Raw genomic sequence first — 16,899 nt, forward strand, 5'->3', positions numbered from 1 at the left:
ATAAAGCGGGTGTTCTCTGGGATAGCCGTTTTGCCCTTCAACCGCCAATCAACGTTTCTTGAGGGCGGTATCTGCAATTCTCCGCCTAAATGTGTGCAATGGTATACAAAATTACAAATCCAGTGTCATTGAACCTTGAACCAACGGCTTGGGTGATGCAGATAACACTCAGCGATGCCCGAAATCCAAGTCATTTGAGAAGGGAGGCCACCAGATGCCCATTAAAGTCGGACAGGATACCGCCAAGACACGCCGCAGCCTGAACGTGAATGGCAAATCCATTTCCTACTATTCGATCCCCGCCGCGCAGCAGGCCGGTTTGGGTGATTTCTCCAACCTTCCTGCCGCGTTGAAAGTCGTGCTGGAAAACATGCTCCGATTTGAAGACAGCGGCTTTTCGGTCTCGGTCGATGACATCAAGGCATTTGCCGAATGGGGTGCCAATGGCGGCAAGAACCCGCGCGAGATTGCGTACCGCCCTGCCCGTGTGCTGATGCAGGACTTTACCGGTGTTCCTGCGGTGGTCGATCTGGCCGCCATGCGCGACGGAATCAAAGGCCTGGGCGGCGACGCACAGAAGATCAACCCGCTGAACCCGGTCGATCTGGTTATCGACCACTCGGTCATGATCGACGAGTTCGGGAACCCGCGTGCGTTCCAGATGAACGTCGACCGCGAATACGAGCGCAACATGGAACGCTATCAGTTCCTGAAATGGGGTCAGAACGCGTTCAATAATTTCCGCGTTGTGCCTCCCGGCACCGGTATCTGTCATCAGGTGAACCTGGAATATCTGGCACAGACTGTCTGGACTGACACCGATCAGAACGGCGAAGAAGTTGCCTATCCTGACACGCTGGTTGGCACCGACAGCCACACCACCATGGTCAATGGCATGGCCGTTCTGGGTTGGGGCGTCGGCGGGATCGAGGCCGAGGCCGCAATGCTGGGTCAGCCGATCTCGATGCTGATCCCCGAGGTGATCGGCTTCGAGTTGACCGGCTCGATGGTCGAAGGCACCACCGGTACGGACCTTGTTCTGAAGGTTGTCGAAATGCTGCGCGCCAAGGGCGTGGTGGGCAAATTCGTCGAATTTTATGGCGAAGGGCTGGACCGCCTGCCGCTGGCTGACCGTGCAACCATCGCCAATATGGCGCCGGAATACGGCGCGACCTGCGGCTTCTTCCCGATCGACGGCGAGACCCTGCGCTACATGCGCAACACTGGCCGCGACGAAGACCGCATCGCGCTGGTCGAAGCCTATGCCAAGGAAAACGGGTTCTGGAGAGGCCCGGATTATGCGCCGATCTACACGGACACGCTATCGCTGGACATGGGCTTGATCGTTCCTGCAATTTCAGGACCGAAACGCCCGCAGGACTACGTCGCACTGACCGACGCCAAGGCCGCTTTCACCAGGGAAATGAAAGAGACCTTCAAGCGCCCCATGGGCAAGGAAGTCGCCGTCAAGGGCGAAGACTACACCATGGAGTCGGGCAAGGTTGTAATTGCTTCGATCACCTCCTGCACCAACACTTCGAACCCTTACGTGATGATCGGTGCTGGCCTTGTGGCCCGCAAAGCCGCAGCGCTGGGTCTGAACCGCAAGCCTTGGGTCAAAACCTCGCTGGCACCCGGTTCGCAGGTTGTATCGGCCTACCTTGAGGCCGCTGGACTGCAAGATGATCTGGACAAGGTTGGTTTCAACCTTGTTGGGTACGGCTGCACCACCTGCATCGGCAACTCGGGCCCGATCCAGAAGGAAATCTCGGAAGCCATTGCCGAGGGCGATCTTGTCGCCACGTCGGTTCTGTCCGGCAACCGGAACTTCGAAGGCCGTATCTCACCGGATGTCCGCGCGAACTACCTGGCTTCACCGCCGTTGGTTGTTGTCTATGCGCTGGCAGGTACGCTCGACATCGATCTGACGTCCGAGCCCATCGGTCAGGACAAGGATGGCAACGACGTCTTCATGAAGGACATCTGGCCAACCCAAAGCGAAATCGCGGAACTGGTTGAAGCGACCGTAACCCGCGAAGCGTTCCAGTCAAAATATGCGGATGTCTTCAAGGGGGATGAGAAATGGCAAAGCGTCGAGGTACCGCAACAGGAAACCTATGACTGGCCGCCAACGTCGACCTACATCCAGAACCCGCCCTATTTCCAGGGTATGGGGGCGGAACCGGGCACGATCTCGAACATCGAAGGCGCTAAAGTTCTGGCCATTCTGGGCGACATGGTGACCACCGACCACATCTCACCTGCGGGATCATTCGCAACCACGACGCCGGCTGGCAAGTATCTGACCGACCGTCAGGTTCAGCCGCGCGAGTTCAACTCGTATGGCTCGCGACGGGGCAATCACGAAGTCATGATGCGCGGCACCTTCGCCAATATCCGCATCAAGAACGAGATGTTGGACGGAGTTGAAGGCGGATACACCAAAGGTCCGGATGGCGAACAGACGTCGATCTACGATGCCTCGATGGCCTATCAGGCCAATGGCACCCCGCTGGTCGTGTTCGGCGGCGAACAATACGGCGCGGGCTCAAGCCGCGACTGGGCGGCCAAGGGCACGGCGCTGCTGGGCGTCAAGGCCGTAATCGCCGAGAGCTTTGAGCGTATCCACCGGTCCAATCTGGTTGGCATGGGCGTGATCCCGTTCGAATTCACCGGTGGAGATACCCGCAAAACTCTGGGTCTGAAGGGGGACGAAACCGTCTCAATTCACGGGCTGGATACGGTCGAGCCGTTGCAGGACGTGCCCTGCACCATCACCTACGCAGATGGGGCTGAGACGACCATCCAGTTGAAATGCCGGATCGATACCGCGCCTGAGATCGAATACATCGAAAACGGTGGCGTGCTTCAATACGTGCTGAGGAATCTGGCGAAGGCCAACTAAGCCTGACCAGTCTGGACAAATGACAAGGGCGCCTGCGGGGCGCTCTTTCCTTTTCTGTATTTCAGTATCCCGTTCACGCATTTTTAAGTGGATTCCTTGACCCTGCTACAAAAACCGGAGACGCGTATGCAGGAAGTCGTCATTGTCAAATCCACGCCCCTGCCGGGGAAATTCGCGGCGCTTGCCAAACTGATCGGGGATCTGGTTGCCGAAACCCGAAAATTCCCCGGATGTCGTGCCGCTTATCTTCTGCTCTCGCCCGCAAACAACGAACAAGTCGTTGTTCACATCTGGGAAAACCCCGACGCGCTTGAAGCCTACCTGAACTGGCGTGCCGACAAAGGCGATTTTCTGCGAATCAACGAGTTTCTTGAGGTCGAGCAGGATTTCCAAACCTACCAGCTCGCCTGAACCAGAGGTTGAAAGGCCCTACTCAGCCGCTTTCTCAAGCGCAGGCCGGATGGTGCTTTCGATGACACGTTGCGTGATCGGGCCTGCAAAGCGCAGAATGATCGTTCCATCACCGTCGATCACGTAGGTCTCGGGAACACCGTACAAACCCCAATCAATCGCCATGCGGCCCTGTTCGTCGCGGCCGATGGCAGTGTACGGATCGCCAAGATTATCCAGGAAAGCCACGGCATTGCTCAGCTTGTCTTTGTAGTTAATGCCGTAAACCGGGATGCCTTCAGCTGCCAATGCCTCAAGGTTGGGATGCTCGGCACGGCATGGCGCGCACCAACTGGCCCAATAGTTGACCAGCTTGACCTCTCCGTCGCGCAGCGTTTCGTCGTCGAAAAGGGTCTTTCCCGGAAACTCGGTTAGAACCACGGGCGGCGCTGGTTGCCCTTCGCGGGCCGAGGGTAAGGCGTTGGGATCTTCGCGAAACATGCCGATGCCTGCGAGAACCGCAAATGCGCCAAAAATCAGAGGCGGCGCAATCATAAGGGGCGAGACTTTAGCCATTGCGCGACATCCTCTGTTCGACCTTCTCCATTTCCGCGCGCACCTTGCGCCCGCGCATCACGCTGAACGCAACCAGTACCACGATAAGAGCGATGGAAACAGCATAAGACGACAAAACAGCGTCTGCATATTTTCCAAGATCGGGGATCATCCGCCTACCCTTTCCCGTGCCTGTAGCGCCTTGATACGACGGGCGCGAATTTCCGTTCCGGTGCGGTACAACACCAAGGCGATGAACAGCAGAACAAACCCGATGATGCAGGCCAGCAGAGGGTAGAAAAAGACATTGCTGACTTTCTCTTCCGTATCCGCCCCGGTAACGGCCCCGGCCCGCATGACCGATGCGCCCTGATGCAGGCCCTGATTCCAGAAATTCACCGCGTATCGGCTGAGGATCGCAAAGACCGACCCAACCAAGCACAGAACCGAGGTCAGATCGGCTGCGGTATCAGGATCCTCGATAGCTTCCCACAAGGCGACATAGCCAAGGTAGAACAGAAACAGGATCAGAAACGACGTCAGGCGCGGATCCCAGGCCCACCATGTACCCCACATGGGCTGTCCCCAGATGGCCCCGGTCAGCAGCGCAATCAGGGTCATTACAATCCCGATCGGTGCAGCAGCCCGTGCCGCAAGCGCGCTGACATGGTGGCGACGCACCAGCCAGACCAATGAGGTGGCCAGCATCATCAGCCAGCAATTGATCGCCATCAGGGCCGCCGGAACATGCAAATAGATGATCTTGACCGTCGACCCCTGCTTGTAGTCGTCCGGTGTAAAGAAAAAGCCCCAGGTCAGACCGACAACGATGCAGAGGATCGAGACGATCCAGAAAAACGGCAGGACCCGTTCGCTGGTTTCAAGAAACTTGCGCGGGTTGGCATATTCCCAGAGGGCGTTGGCTTTGGCTGCGATTGACATGGGCCCTATCTAGTCCGAGTTGGGGTGGTTCTCAATTGACATCCATCAAACTTGTCGCGGTTCACCGCAGATTGATACGTAGCACGGCAGCGCTGGCAAAGGGCAACAATGCGATGGTTGCCGCCGTGATCCCGGCCAGCATCAGCAGTGGCGTCTGCACCTCCATCCCTGTTGCTCCACGCCGGGCAACTTCGGCCCCGAAAATCAGGGTGGGGACGTAAAGCGGCAACACCAGAAGCGACAGCAATAGCCCGCCACGTTTCAGACCAACGGTGAGCGCAGCACCAAATGTCCCGATGACGCTCATGGCCGGGGTACCGATCAGGAGCGAGATCACCAGCCAGAAAAACCCCGGTAGCGGCAGGTTCAGCAAGACACCCAGAAACGGCGCGGCCAGAACCAGCGGCAGACCAGTGGTCAGCCAGTGGGCCAGCGCCTTGACTGTGACAACCGATTCAAGCGGCAGCGGTGCCGTGGCCAGCAGGTCGAGCGAGCCGTCTTCCCAGTCCAGTGCCAGCAGGCGGTCAAGCGACAGAAGGCAGGCCAGCAAGGCCCCCAGCCAGAGCACACCGGGCGCAATCGTGGACAGCAGCGAGGATTGCGGCCCCACGGCAAATGGCACCATCACAGTCACGATCAGGAAAAAGGCCAGACCCAGCCCAAACCCGCCGCCTGCGCGGAAAGCCAGTTTCAGGTCGCGCAGCAACAGGGCGATCACAGGAAACCTCCGTCGAAATCGTCGATGGGTTTGGGTTTGGCCTTGTTAGGACCGACGTCCAGAACCTCGCCATCAAGGCCAAGGTCGATATGGGTCGCGATCAGGGCTGACCCGCCCTGCCCCAGATGTGCCCCCACCGCATCGGCAAACATTTGCACCGCGTTCCTGTCCAGCGAGACGGTCGGTTCGTCCAGCATCCAGATTGGCCGCCCTGTGACCAGCATCCGCGCCAGCCCCAACCGCCGTTTCTGGCCCGCCGACAGATTGCCGGCGTGACGGTCGGCGAGTTCGTTCAACTCAAAAGCGTCCAGCGCCGGCTGGATGTCATATGTACCAAAGACCGCTGCCCAGAATGTCAGGTTTTCAGTCACCGACAATGTCGGTTTGAGCCCGTCCGAATGGGACGCGTAGGCGATCCGGTCCTCGGCCCCTTCGATCTTGCCTTCCAGCGGAGGCTGCAAGCCAGCCAACGTGCGCAGAAGCGTCGTTTTGCCGATCCCGTTTGGGCCCCGCAGGATCAGAGCCTTGCCCGGCGACAGCTGAAAGCTGAGGCCCTCAAGGACGGGAACACCGCCACGTGTGATCGACAGATCTGTTACAGTCAAAGTCATGAGACCCGCTTAGCGGATTGTCCGCAGGGGCAAAAGGCGAGATTTGCCGCAGGATGCCAGCGCACCACAGCCGGCACATGTCGGAGTGAGGGGCCAGCCCCTCACACTCCCCGGGATATTTTTGGCCAGATGAAGAGAATCCCGTCAGACAGGGATCAGGGCAAGTGCGATGCGGCGACCTTCGGCGAGCAGCACATTGTAGGTGCGGCAGGCGGCGGGGGAGTTCATGATTTCAACACCAAGTCCGACATTTTCCAACTCAACCCGTAGCGATTGGGGGATGTGGGCCATGTCTGCGCCCGTGCCGATAAGCAGGACGTCGATCCTGCCCGCCAGGTCCAGAAGGGGGTGTCGGTCGTCATAGCCGCCCCACTCTGCCGGGCCTGCCGGGCCTGTCAGGACAGCGCCGTGGAAGACATCGCCGCCAATTCGAAAAAAACCGGGGCCATAACCGTCTATGGGTTTGGCATCTGTAAAAGTAATCTGATTCAGACGCATGATGTCCCTTCTTCAATCCAGAAGCGGCAGTCCGGAAATGACCGCAATCAGGATGACCGAATAGGCCGCGAGGCGGTAGATCCGTTCCAGTTTCGGGTCGAACAATGCTTTGCCGATAAGCGTAGTGATCAGATAAGGCACACACAGCAGCAGGACAATCCATAGGATCGACAAATCTGCGGCACCGCTGATGAGGATGTTGAAAACGATGACAACGTCGAGCAATGCCAGAAAAATGATGGTGTTGGCACGAATCTTGCGCACATCTGTGGAACTGGCCAGATAGAACACGATGACAACCGGGCCGGTCAGCCCGGTCATGCCGCCGACAACGCCTGCGCTACCGCCGATGGCGAGACGTCCGGGCAGTCCCAGTTTACCCTCCCACCGCCAGCCAGTAACCACGGCCAGCAGGGTCAGACCGGTAATGCCGCAAACAACCCAGCGCAGCGCAACCGAGTCCACCTGCACCATGATCCACAGCCCCAGCGGCACGGTTATCGTTGCGGCAAAGCCCAGAGTGCTGATTTCGACCTTGTCACAATCCCGCCACGCCTGCGGAGCCAAGGCAAAGGTTGATGCAATACCGGTGGCGGCCATCAGAAAGACCACTTCTGCAATAGGCAGGAACTGGGTCGCCACCGGCACAAAGATCATCGCGGTGCCAAAACCTGTGAAGCCGCGGACAAGTCCCGCGGCTCCGATGGTAAGGATCAGCCAAGTGAGGCCCGGCAGGGCCAAGGCCTGTTGTAGAGCCTCAGGCATCAATATTGGCAAACTGGTTGCCCGCCGTATTCGACGGTTTGGACCAGTCGCGCTTGACCCCCAGCCACAGCAGGATGGTTGAGGCCACGAAGACCGACGAATAGGTCCCGACAACGACACCCCAGATCATCGCGAAGACAAATCCGCGGATGACGTCCCCACCCAGCAGATAAAGCGAGATCAGCGCCAGTAAAGTTGTGACCGAGGTCATCACCGTTCGGCTCAGGGTTTCGTTGATCGATACGTTCAGAACCTCTTTCAGGTCCTTCTTTTTGTATTTCCGCAGATTCTCGCGCACCCGGTCGAAGACGACAACCGTGTCGTTCAGCGAATAGCCGACGATGGTCAGCAGCGCCGCGATGATCGCCAGATCGAAGCGGATTTGCAGTTCCGAGAAGATGCCGATGGTCAGGATCACATCGTGCACCAATGCGGCAACTGCCCCCAGTGCAAACTGCCATTCAAAGCGCAGCCAAATGTAGACAAGAACGGCGCCGATGGCCAAGACAACCGCGATAACAGCAGTCTGGATCAGCTCGCCCGACACTTTTGGGCCAACGGATTCGACGCTTTCAAAGGGCAGTTTTAGTCCGGGGTCTGCGGCAGCCAGCGCTTCGCCGACCTGGGTGATCACATCTGCGGTGACCGCTTCGGCGCCTTCCTGAGCCTGAATACGGATCATCGCGACATTTTCATCGGGACCGAAGCTTGGATCAAAAATCTCGGTGATGGTGACGTCACCCAGTTGCAGCGGAGACAAAGCATCGCGGTATACACCCACGTCGATTGCATGATTGCTTTGGGTCCGGATCGTGGTTCCACCGCGGAAATCGATGCCGAAGTTCAGCCCCTGCAGCAGAAATGAGGTGAACGCAATCACCATCATCAGGCCGGAGATTCCAAGCCAGATTTTCCAACGATTGAAGAAGTCGAACGAGGTGTTCTGCGGTACGAGTTTCAGTCTCATGTCAAACCTCGATCGTTTTCGGTCGGCGGCGTTCGAACCACATGACAACCATCAGGCGCGTCACGAAGATCGCGGTGAAGACGGATGTCAGGATACCCAGGCCCAGAGTGATCGCGAACCCGCGCACAGGGCCGCTGCCCATGGCAAACAGGATAACGGCGGTGATGAAAGTGGTTATGTTGGCGTCCAGAATGGCCGACAACGCCTTTTCATAGCCCAGATCGATGGCGCGGGCCGGACCTCTGGCGGATTTCAGTTCTTCGCGGATGCGCTCAAAGATCAGCACGTTGGCATCCACTGCCATACCGACCGTCAGAACGATCCCCGCAATCCCCGGCAGTGTCAGTGTTGCGCCGATCAGGGAAAGCAAGCCGAACAACAGGCCCACGTTGATGATCAGCGCGATATTGGCGAAGACACCGAACAGGCCATAGCTGAGCGCCATGAATACCAGCACCGCGACAAAGGCCACGATTGTGGCAACTTTACCTGCGTCGATACTGTCCTGCCCCAGTTCGGGGCCGATGGTGCGTTCTTCCAGGAATTCTAGCCCTGCAGGCAAAGCACCGGCACGCAGCAGGACGGCCAGATTGGTGCTTTCCTCAACGGTGAAGTTACCGGTGATGATGCCCGACCCGCCCGGGATATGGCTTTGGATCACGGGGGCCGAGATCACTTCATCATCCAGCACGATGGCAAAGGGTGCGCCGATGTTGTCACGGGTATAATCCCCGAACTTGCGCGCACCGGATGTGTTGAACCGGAAGTTGACCGCAGGGCGGCCGTTCTGATCGAAGGACGGCTGGGCGTCGACCAGTTCCTCTCCTGTCACGACCGGAGCGGATTCGATGTTGTAATAAACTTCGTTTTCGTCAATCGACGGCACGATTTTTTCACCGACGCCTGCGACGGCATCCGGATCGGTTCCGCGCCCGACAACCGGATTAAACGTCAACTGTGCCGTTGTTCCGATGATTTCCTTAAGTTCGCCCGCACTGCCGATACCCGGCACCTGAATCAGGATTCGATCCGTCCCCTGGCGCTGGATTGTGGGCTCTCGCGTACCGACTTCGTCGATCCGGCGGCGGATGATTTCCAGCGCCTGACGCACCGTGCGATCATCCGAGGCCAGTTTTTCTGCCTCGGACAGTTGAACAACAATCGTGTCGCCATCCGCACGGGCTTCGATATCTGTGGCACCTACACCTGTCAGTGTCTGCACCTGCCGGGCCAGACCGCGAACAACCTCCAACGCCTGTGGCATTCCTTCGGGCTGGCTGATGCGCACGCGAATCTCATCCGCGGCCGAGTCCTGACGGCGGATGGTTCCCACCGTGGCACGTTCATCGCGCAGCGCGTCGCGGATTTCCGGCCACATCGCCTCCATCCGGGATTCGTAGACGTCCTGCACCTGAACTTCAGCCAGCAGATGCGCACCGCCGCGCAGGTCGAGGCCAAGATTGACCAGGGATGACGGCAGCCAGTTCGGCCATTGCGCGGCTTCAGCCTGTATCTGCGGCGTGTCATTGCCCAGCTCGATCGCAGCCTTGGCGTCGTTGGATTGCTCGACCCGCGTGTAAAACGCGTTTGGCAGGGCCATGAGCAGACCGGTCACGCAGACCAGCCAGATCAGAACCCGCTTCCAGGTATCAAATTGCAGCATTACCCTGCCTTTTCAAGGAATTGTCGCGCGAAGTTACTTCGCCGGCTCGGTCTTGTTAAGAACCTGGGCGATGGTCGATTTGACCACGCGAATCTTGACGCCCTCGGCGATTTCGACCTCGATCTCGTTATCGCCTTCCTTGACCTTCGATACCTTGCCGATCACGCCGCCTTGCGTGATCACCTGATCACCCCGACGCACGGCATCAACCATGGCCTGATGTTCCTTCATCTTCTTTTGCTGCGGACGGATCAGCAGGAAATACATGATCGCGAAGATCAGGATCAGCGGGAGAAACTGGGCGATTGCGCCACCATCCATGGGACATTCCTTTGTTCTAGTCTTGCGGCACAGTTCCGCAAATTTGGGCGGAACCTATGCTTTGAAATGTCGGTTTGCAAGCAAAGGCGGTCATGTAACCCACTTGAATACAGGCATGTCCCGGCAACTACGGGCAAAGCGTTGCAGATATGTCCTAGGAACATAACCGAAACCGGGTATAGTTTATCTGAAGGGGGACACATGACACGGCCACTCAAGCCTTTCCTTTCGTTGCTTTATTTACTGACTGCCCTGTCGGTGAGCGTGTGGCTGTCTGGTGCGGCCTTGTCGCAGGAAGCACCCGCTGAATCGCCCCTGTCCGAGACTTCGGAATCGGACACGTTCATGGCCCCGGTCATCGTGGACGGGGACGTTCTGTTTCAGGTGCGAGGATCAAGCGCTCTGCCTGCTCCGGAGCGCGCCGAGGACGTACAGAACAAGATCATTGCGGTTGCGGAAGCGTCGGAAGCACCTTTGGTCGAGATCACATATGAAGAGACCGAATTTGGCATCTGGATTCTGGCCGATGGCCAAAGAATCTCGATCGTTACTAAAGCTGACTCTGAACTGGATCAGATGGAACTAAGTGTTCTGAGCGTTTTGCATGGCAATGCGATCAAACAATCCATTGAGGCGTATCGAGCCAACCGAACCGATCAGGCGCGCGTTTCCGGTGCTATCGAAGCGGCTGCCTGGACGTTGGGATTTGCCCTGTTTGTTGTCACAATCCTGTGGCTGCACCGTCGGATCAGGCGTCGCACATTGAAGCTGGTAAAACGCTACTTAAAGGATGTCGAAACGGCGACAGCCAAAAGCGTTCAGGCCGAAGCAATCGCGGCCCTTATCCGCTATGGTCTGAACTTCGTGCTGCTGATCATCTTCTTTCTCGGTTTCTACTATTACCTGTCCTTTGTTCTTTTGGCTTTTGCGGAAACCAGATATTTCGCACAGCTTCTGCTAACCTATCTGACCGAGCCGGTGCTGCTTATCTTCCGGGGCATCCTCAGCTATATCCCCAATCTGATTATGCTGGGCCTGATCACATGGGTCACGCTGTATATCATCAAAGGTCTGCGCGTGTTCTTTGATGCGGTCGAAGCCGGTTCGTTCGAAATGGGTGATTTCGAAAAACACTGGGTCAACCCGACGTTCAACATTGCCCGTGTCGTCGTTATTCTGATCGCGCTGGTTTTTGCGGTTCCCTATATTCCGGGCTCAGATTCTGCCGCGTTCCAGGGGTTAACCCTTCTGGTCGGCGCCATGCTGTCTTTGGGCGCGAATTCAGTCGTGTCCAACATGCTGGCCGGGCTGTTTGTGATTTACCGCAGGTCTACCTCAATCGGCGACCGTATCCAAATCGGAGACCATATCGGCGATGTCGTTCAGATCAAACTGATGGAGACCCATCTTAAGTCGATCAAGAACGAACTGATTTCAATCCCCAATGCACAGTTGATGAATTCAGATGTCGTGAACTTTTCGAAGAAAACCAATGGTGACGGACTATTATTGCACACGACCGTCGGCATCGGCTACGAAGAACCCCCTGAAAAGGTAGAGGCGATGCTGATCGAGGCCGCCAACCGCACCAAAGGTATCAAGGTCAATCCCGAACCTTTTGTGTTGTGGACCGCGTTGGCCGATTACGCGATCAATTATCAGATCAACGGCTACACCACCCGTGGCAGCATCATCCCCAAAATCCGCTCGGACCTGCATCGAAACATTGTCGCTGTATTTAACGAGAACAATGTGCAGATCATGACGCCTTCTTATGTGGCTGACCCGCCCGAGCCAAAAATACCGGCCGGGGCATGGGATGGCCACCTGACGCATGAAACCCACGAAGACGCTGATAAGTCGTAACCGGTGCTACACCCTGCCCCGCAGATGGTGCATAAGCGGGTTCAGTGATTCACGCATTCAAGGATCTGAGACATGCACGACATCCGCGCCATTCGCGAAAACCCTGCCGCCTTTGACGCCGCCCTAGCGCGCCGTGGGGACGCGCCGGTGTCGTCAGATCTGCTGAGGCTGGACGAAAGCAGGCGTGCCAAGATTCTGGCCGCCGAAACCGCACAGGCCGAACAAAACAAGGCCAGCAAGGAAGTCGGCGCTGCTAAGGGACGCGGCGACGAGGCTGAATTTGAACGCCTGCGCGCGCTTGTCGCCGAGAAAAAGGCCGAAGTCGCCCGGATGCAGACCGAGGCCAAGGATCTGGATGCCTTGCTGACCGATCAACTGGCCCGCATCGCCAACCTGCCCGCCGATGACGTGCCGCAAGGCGCGGACGAAAACGACAATGTCGAAGTCAACCGCTGGGGCACCCCGCGCGATTTCAGCTTTGCACCGAAAGAGCATTACGACATTCCCGCCGTCGCAGCCGCAATGGATTTCGAAACCGCCGCTAAAACCAGCGGCAGCCGGTTTGTGAACCTGTCCAAGGGGGTTGCCCGGCTCCACCGTGCGCTGGCCCAGTTCATGTTGGACACACATATCGACAAGAACGGGCTGACAGAAATGCAGACACCGGTTCTGGTTCGGGATGAGGCGATGTATGGCACTGATAAACTGCCTAAATTCGGTGACGACAGCTATCAGACGACCAATGGCTGGTGGCTGATCCCGACCTCCGAGGTCACGCTGACCTATTCAGTGGCCGGTGACATTCTTGAAGAGTCTGCCCTGCCCATCCGTATGACCGCCCATACCGTCTGTTTCAGGTCCGAGGCAGGAAGCGCGGGCAAGGACACTGCAGGAATGCTGCGCCAGCACCAGTTCGAAAAGGTCGAGATGGTCTCGATCACCCATCCCGACGCGTCAGATGACGAACAAAAGCGCATGTTGCGCTGCGCCGAGGATCTGCTGGAACAGCTGGGTATCCCCTATCGCACTGTTGTTTTGTGCACCGGTGATATGGGCTTTGGCGCGCGCCGCACCTATGACATCGAAGCGTGGCTGCCCGGACAGGACACCTATCGCGAGATCAGCTCGGTCTCGACCACAGGTGCGTTTCAGGCGCGTCGGATGAATGCCCGTTTCCGGCCTGAAAGTGGTGGCAAACCCGAATTTGTTCATACTCTGAACGGTTCCGGTCTGGCTGTCGGGCGTTGTCTGATCGCAGTTCTGGAGAATGGGCAGAATGAAGACGGCACTGTTTCGCTGCCCGAGGTACTTGGCCCCTATCTGGGCGGCAAGCTGACCCTGCAACTTGACGGTACTTTGGCCTGACACACAAAACCGGCACCGTCAGGCACCGGTTAGGACATCAACTGAAGGCGAAGAGGTTTTACTTCTTCGCTTTTTTCTTGTCCTTCTTCTTTCCGCCTATCTTGCCGTCTTTCTTTTTTCCGTCCTTTTTTGACTTTTTGTCCTTTTTGGACTTGGCTTTCACCTTGTCTTTGGCCTTGGAAAAGGCGGCTTCCATCTCTTTGCGCTTCTTCGCGGCTTTTTCGGCCTTAGCCTTGGCTTTGGCCTTTTTCTTTTCAGCAGCCTCGGCTTTTTCGGCGGCTGCTTTTTCTTCTGCCGCCTTGCGTGCGGCATCCTCGACCCGTTTCTCGGCTGCGGCTGCGGCGATTGTTTTGCGGGGTGCGGCTTTGCGTGCGGTCGGTCTGCGCGTCGCGGGCGTCCGGGCCGCAGTTCGGCGTGTTGCCGGTTTCGCAGCAGGCGGTTTTGCAGCAACGGCATCTTTGGCAGATGCAATCAAAACCAGCGCGCGCGCCTCACCGATCCGAGGGACCTTGACCAAATCAGCAGGAGTGGCCTTGGCTATCGCCTCGGCCGTCTTGAAGCCATTGGCAACAAGGGCCTGGCCAAGTGCCTCTCCTACACCTTTTATGTCGGTCACTGCGGTCATTATAGGTCCTCTCTCTGTCTCGTTACCGACTCGTATATACAAAAGATACACGAGCCCGCAAGCTGTGTGGTGGTCGCCTCTGTTCTGCCAGCTTAGTTATGGGCAAGACCAGCGGTTCGGTTGTCTCTCGGAAAGGGTACGAGGCGCTTGGCATTTTCGTCCCATAGCTTCAGGTTCAATGCTGCCACGGCCTCGGGAAATTTGATCCGGCGGGGGGTATATTCCGGCGGCAGGTTATAGTGGCAGGCACGCAGGCGATATGATGGGATACGCGCGTTGAAATGGTGGATGTCATGCAACGTGATGCAAGCCACAGCCATATCGAACCACCATCCGAAATCCAGCGCGGATGACCCCTCAAGCGCTGCTGTCTGAGGGTTCAGATCGGGGCGGCGATCCCAATAGGTGTCTTCGAAATTGTGCTGAAGATAAACGAGGAAGACGCCCAGCATTCCACCCAAAAAGGAAAACACCAGCCAGACCCAAATGCCCGTCATACCCGCGATCAGATACAACAATCCAAGAAAAACAACGATCGACAGGTTGTGCAACACCACACCTTTGGCGCCAAAACGCGCCGTATTCTTGGGCCAGCGGTATCGGATGAAATAGGTGAACAACGCGCCGGCCGGAACCAGGATGAACGGATTGCGATACAGCCGGTAAAACAAACGTGTTTTCCAATCAGCTGCATTCCACTCTCGCAGGGTCATCGTGTGAATTTCACCTGTCTCGCGGTGCTCAAGATTTCCGATGCCCGCATGGTGCAAATTGTGGTTCTGTTTCATCACCTCGAACGGGGCGAAAGTGAAGGGAGACAGGCCATGCCCTGCCCATTCGTTTTGCATACGTGTCTCGAACAGAGAGTGGTGCCCGCAATCATGTTGCAGCACATAAAGCCGTACTGCGGCAAAGGCGAACACGATCCCGGCGGGTATCATGATGTACCATCGATCAACAAATGTGATCGCAACGGTCAGCGACGCGAAATACACCGCAAATGTGCCAAAATAACTTGCCGCGGCCAATCTGTTGTCCTGCACCGCGTAATGTCTTGTATATTCCCTCATATCCATCCAGCCGTCTCCTTACGATGGCCGTTCAGTTTTCTGTTCAAATCTAGGTGCGGCTAGTCCGCGTGCAAGCAGTGCGTGCCCAAACAAATGCACACGCATGAATGCTAGCGCGGAGAACAGAAACTGTCACGCCCCCGTGAGGTAAGATGCTGAAAATTGGCGCAGTTACGCGCGGCCCTTGAGATGCTTGGCCAATGCGCCCGCATTTTTCTTGCGCCGCCCCTTATACGGGTTCTTGTCGCCCTGCCCGCGCAGCGTCAGACGGATTGGGGTGCCAGGCATGTCAAAGTCCTGACGCAACCCGTTGACCAGATAGCGGGTATAGCTTTCGGGCATCTTATCGGGATGAGAACACATCACAACAAAACCCGGCGGCCGCGTTTTCGCCTGGGTCATATAGCGCAGCTTGATGCGGCGGCCCTGCGGGGCCGGCGGCGGGTGCTGTTCCAGCATAGCAGTCAGCCACCGGTTCAACGCCGCGGTTGGCACTCGGCGGTTCCAGACATCATGGGCGCGCAGGATGGCGGCGCGCAATCTCTCCAGCCCGCGACCCGTTTTTGCCGAGACGGTGACCAGAGGGGCACCGCGCAGCTGCGGCAGCAAGCGGTCGAAGGCTTCTTTCAGTTCCCGCAGCTTTTCCTGCTTGTTTTCCTCGACGTCCCACTTGTTTACAGCAACGACAACAGCCCGGCCTTCGCGTTCGGCCAAATCGGCAATTCTCAGGTCCTGTTGTTCAAATGGAATGGCTGCGTCCAGCAGTACGACGACAACCTCGGCGAACTTCACCGCGCGCAGACCGTCTGACACCGAAAGCTTTTCAAGCTTTTCCTGTACCTTCGCTTTCTTGCGCATTCCTGCCGTATCAAAGATCCGCATCGGAGTGCTTTCTCCATCCGGGTCGGCCCAATCGATCCGCAGGCTGATAGCGTCACGGGTGATCCCGGCCTCGGGCCCCGTCAACAGGCGGTCTTCGCCGATGATCTTGTTGATCAGCGTGGATTTGCCCGCATTCGGACGGCCAACCACGGCCACTTGCAAAGGCTTGGCAGCGGTGATCAGGGGCATTTCGCCCTCACCGTCTTCATCCAGCTCAATATCTGTTTCCGGGGCTTCTTCGACCTGCTTTTCCTCGGCTGCATCCGCCAATGGCATCAGCTGAGCATAAAGGTCGGTCATCCCCTCGCCATGTTCACCCGACATGCGCACCGGTTCACCCAGACCCAGATTGTATGCCTCGAGCACCCCGGCATCCGCTGCGCTGCCTTCAGCCTTGTTGGCCGCAAGGATCACGTGCTTGGACCGCTTGCGCAGGATTTCTGCAAACATCTCATCCGTGGGCGTCAGCCCGACCCGCGCGTCGATCATGAACAGGCAGACATCGGCCATGTCCACGGCGCGCTCGGTCAGGCGGCGCATCCGGCCCTGCAAACTGTCATCTGTCGCGTCTTCAAGTCCGGCCGTATCGATCACAGTAAAGCGCAGATCGCCCAGACGCCCTTCGCCCTCGCGCAAGTCACGCGTCACACCGGGCTGGTCGTCGACCAGCGCCAGACGTTTGCCTACGAGGCGGTTGAACAATGTGGATTTGCCCACGTTCGGGCGCCCCACGATAGCGAGGGTCAGCGACATGAT

Annotated in this window: 17 protein-coding genes; 4 read left to right on the forward strand and 13 right to left on the reverse strand. The window is 57.5% G+C overall.

Annotated features, from left to right (window positions below; genetic code table 11):
* The first annotated feature begins 214 nt into the window (after positions 1-214).
* Positions 215-2,905: an aconitate hydratase AcnA gene (acnA, locus tag ACR0DY_RS13785; RefSeq protein ID WP_480480349.1), complete on the forward strand. Its 2,691-nt coding sequence runs from the start codon at positions 215-217 to the stop codon at positions 2,903-2,905.
* A gap of 126 nt (positions 2,906-3,031) precedes the next feature.
* A complete protein-coding gene (locus ACR0DY_RS13790; RefSeq protein ID WP_480480348.1) occupies positions 3,032-3,316 on the forward strand; it encodes a putative quinol monooxygenase in 285 nt (94 codons plus the stop codon).
* An 18-nt stretch (positions 3,317-3,334) separates the two neighbouring features.
* On the opposite strand, the gene ACR0DY_RS13795 is transcribed toward ACR0DY_RS13790, so the two are convergent.
* The 10 genes from ACR0DY_RS13795 to yajC form a co-directional block, all read right to left on the reverse strand.
* Complete coding sequence (locus ACR0DY_RS13795) at positions 3,335-3,871, reverse strand: DsbE family thiol:disulfide interchange protein (RefSeq protein WP_480558196.1); 537 nt, start codon at positions 3,869-3,871, stop codon at positions 3,335-3,337.
* Positions 3,864-4,022 (reverse strand): heme exporter protein CcmD, encoded by a 159-nt coding sequence (gene ccmD, locus ACR0DY_RS13800; RefSeq protein WP_480480344.1) that lies wholly within the window; start codon positions 4,020-4,022, stop codon positions 3,864-3,866. Before ccmD ends, ACR0DY_RS13795 begins: the two co-directional genes overlap by 8 nt.
* Positions 4,019-4,792, reverse strand: coding sequence for a heme ABC transporter permease (locus ACR0DY_RS13805; RefSeq protein ID WP_267366837.1), 774 nt, complete (start codon positions 4,790-4,792; stop codon positions 4,019-4,021). Before ACR0DY_RS13805 ends, ccmD begins: the two co-directional genes overlap by 4 nt.
* A gap of 61 nt (positions 4,793-4,853) precedes the next feature.
* On the reverse strand, positions 4,854-5,510 hold the full coding sequence (gene ccmB, locus ACR0DY_RS13810) for a heme exporter protein CcmB (RefSeq protein WP_480480342.1): 657 nt from the start codon (positions 5,508-5,510) through the stop codon (positions 4,854-4,856).
* Complete coding sequence (gene ccmA, locus ACR0DY_RS13815; RefSeq protein WP_480480340.1) at positions 5,507-6,121, reverse strand: heme ABC exporter ATP-binding protein CcmA; 615 nt, start codon at positions 6,119-6,121, stop codon at positions 5,507-5,509. Before ccmA ends, ccmB begins: the two co-directional genes overlap by 4 nt.
* 144 nt (positions 6,122-6,265) lie before the next feature.
* Positions 6,266-6,619, reverse strand: coding sequence for an Mth938-like domain-containing protein (locus tag ACR0DY_RS13820; protein ID WP_480480338.1), 354 nt, complete (start codon positions 6,617-6,619; stop codon positions 6,266-6,268).
* Positions 6,620-6,631: 12 nt separating this feature from the next.
* On the reverse strand, positions 6,632-7,384 hold the full coding sequence (locus ACR0DY_RS13825; RefSeq protein ID WP_480480336.1) for a sulfite exporter TauE/SafE family protein: 753 nt from the start codon (positions 7,382-7,384) through the stop codon (positions 6,632-6,634).
* Entirely contained in the window at positions 7,377-8,351 is a 975-nt protein-coding gene (gene secF, locus ACR0DY_RS13830) for a protein translocase subunit SecF (protein ID WP_480898488.1), read from the reverse strand. Before secF ends, ACR0DY_RS13825 begins: the two co-directional genes overlap by 8 nt.
* 1 nt (position 8,352) lies before the next feature.
* Positions 8,353-10,014 carry a protein translocase subunit SecD gene (gene secD, locus ACR0DY_RS13835; protein ID WP_480480332.1) on the reverse strand — a complete coding sequence of 554 codons (1,662 nt, stop codon included), beginning with the start codon at positions 10,012-10,014 and terminating at the stop codon, positions 8,353-8,355.
* A gap of 33 nt (positions 10,015-10,047) precedes the next feature.
* A complete protein-coding gene (gene yajC / locus ACR0DY_RS13840; protein ID WP_209503494.1) occupies positions 10,048-10,335 on the reverse strand; it encodes a preprotein translocase subunit YajC in 288 nt (95 codons plus the stop codon).
* A gap of 201 nt (positions 10,336-10,536) precedes the next feature.
* On the opposite strand from yajC, the gene ACR0DY_RS13845 reads away from it, so the two are divergent.
* Entirely contained in the window at positions 10,537-12,201 is a 1,665-nt protein-coding gene (locus ACR0DY_RS13845) for a mechanosensitive ion channel family protein (protein WP_480898490.1), read from the forward strand.
* 72 nt (positions 12,202-12,273) lie between these two features.
* Entirely contained in the window at positions 12,274-13,566 is a 1,293-nt protein-coding gene (serS, locus tag ACR0DY_RS13850) for a serine--tRNA ligase (RefSeq protein ID WP_480898492.1), read from the forward strand.
* A gap of 58 nt (positions 13,567-13,624) precedes the next feature.
* Here the strand turns inward: serS and ACR0DY_RS13855 are convergent, their stop codons facing one another.
* The 3 genes from ACR0DY_RS13855 to der all read right to left on the reverse strand — a co-directional run bounded on the left by ACR0DY_RS13855 (position 13,625) and on the right by der (position 16,896).
* On the reverse strand, positions 13,625-14,191 hold the full coding sequence (locus ACR0DY_RS13855) for a helix-hairpin-helix domain-containing protein (RefSeq protein ID WP_480545379.1): 567 nt from the start codon (positions 14,189-14,191) through the stop codon (positions 13,625-13,627).
* A gap of 92 nt (positions 14,192-14,283) precedes the next feature.
* The gene (locus ACR0DY_RS13860) at positions 14,284-15,267 is read right to left on the reverse strand and encodes a fatty acid desaturase (RefSeq protein ID WP_480545377.1); all 984 of its coding nucleotides are present in this window, start codon (positions 15,265-15,267) and stop codon (positions 14,284-14,286) included.
* 165 nt (positions 15,268-15,432) lie between these two features.
* Complete coding sequence (gene der / locus ACR0DY_RS13865; protein WP_480480322.1) at positions 15,433-16,896, reverse strand: ribosome biogenesis GTPase Der; 1,464 nt, start codon at positions 16,894-16,896, stop codon at positions 15,433-15,435.
* Positions 16,897-16,899 lie beyond the last annotated feature (3 nt).

The organism is Ruegeria sp. O6 (genome assembly GCF_056535045.1).

Bases quoted from the DNA above. Each gene is read 5' to 3' on its own strand.
- der (WP_480480322.1), bottom strand. From the start codon at position 16,896: ATGTCGCTGACCCTCGCTATCGTGGGGCGCCCGAACGTGGGCAAATCC.
- yajC (WP_209503494.1), bottom strand. From the start codon at position 10,335: ATGGATGGTGGCGCAATCGCCCAGTTTCTCCCGCTGATCCTGATCTTC.
- ACR0DY_RS13795 (WP_480558196.1), bottom strand. From the start codon at position 3,871: ATGGCTAAAGTCTCGCCCCTTATGATTGCGCCGCCTCTGATTTTTGGC.
- acnA (WP_480480349.1), top strand. From the start codon at position 215: ATGCCCATTAAAGTCGGACAGGATACCGCCAAGACACGCCGCAGCCTG.
- ACR0DY_RS13845 (WP_480898490.1), top strand. From the start codon at position 10,537: ATGACACGGCCACTCAAGCCTTTCCTTTCGTTGCTTTATTTACTGACT.
- ACR0DY_RS13805 (WP_267366837.1), bottom strand. From the start codon at position 4,792: ATGTCAATCGCAGCCAAAGCCAACGCCCTCTGGGAATATGCCAACCCG.
- serS (WP_480898492.1), top strand. From the start codon at position 12,274: ATGCACGACATCCGCGCCATTCGCGAAAACCCTGCCGCCTTTGACGCC.
- ccmA (WP_480480340.1), bottom strand. From the start codon at position 6,121: ATGACTTTGACTGTAACAGATCTGTCGATCACACGTGGCGGTGTTCCC.
- secF (WP_480898488.1), bottom strand. From the start codon at position 8,351: ATGAGACTGAAACTCGTACCGCAGAACACCTCGTTCGACTTCTTCAAT.
- ACR0DY_RS13790 (WP_480480348.1), top strand. From the start codon at position 3,032: ATGCAGGAAGTCGTCATTGTCAAATCCACGCCCCTGCCGGGGAAATTC.
- ACR0DY_RS13855 (WP_480545379.1), bottom strand. From the start codon at position 14,191: ATGACCGCAGTGACCGACATAAAAGGTGTAGGAGAGGCACTTGGCCAG.
- ccmD (WP_480480344.1), bottom strand. From the start codon at position 4,022: ATGATCCCCGATCTTGGAAAATATGCAGACGCTGTTTTGTCGTCTTAT.
- secD (WP_480480332.1), bottom strand. From the start codon at position 10,014: ATGCTGCAATTTGATACCTGGAAGCGGGTTCTGATCTGGCTGGTCTGC.
- ACR0DY_RS13825 (WP_480480336.1), bottom strand. From the start codon at position 7,384: ATGCCTGAGGCTCTACAACAGGCCTTGGCCCTGCCGGGCCTCACTTGG.
- ACR0DY_RS13820 (WP_480480338.1), bottom strand. From the start codon at position 6,619: ATGCGTCTGAATCAGATTACTTTTACAGATGCCAAACCCATAGACGGT.
- ACR0DY_RS13860 (WP_480545377.1), bottom strand. From the start codon at position 15,267: ATGGATATGAGGGAATATACAAGACATTACGCGGTGCAGGACAACAGA.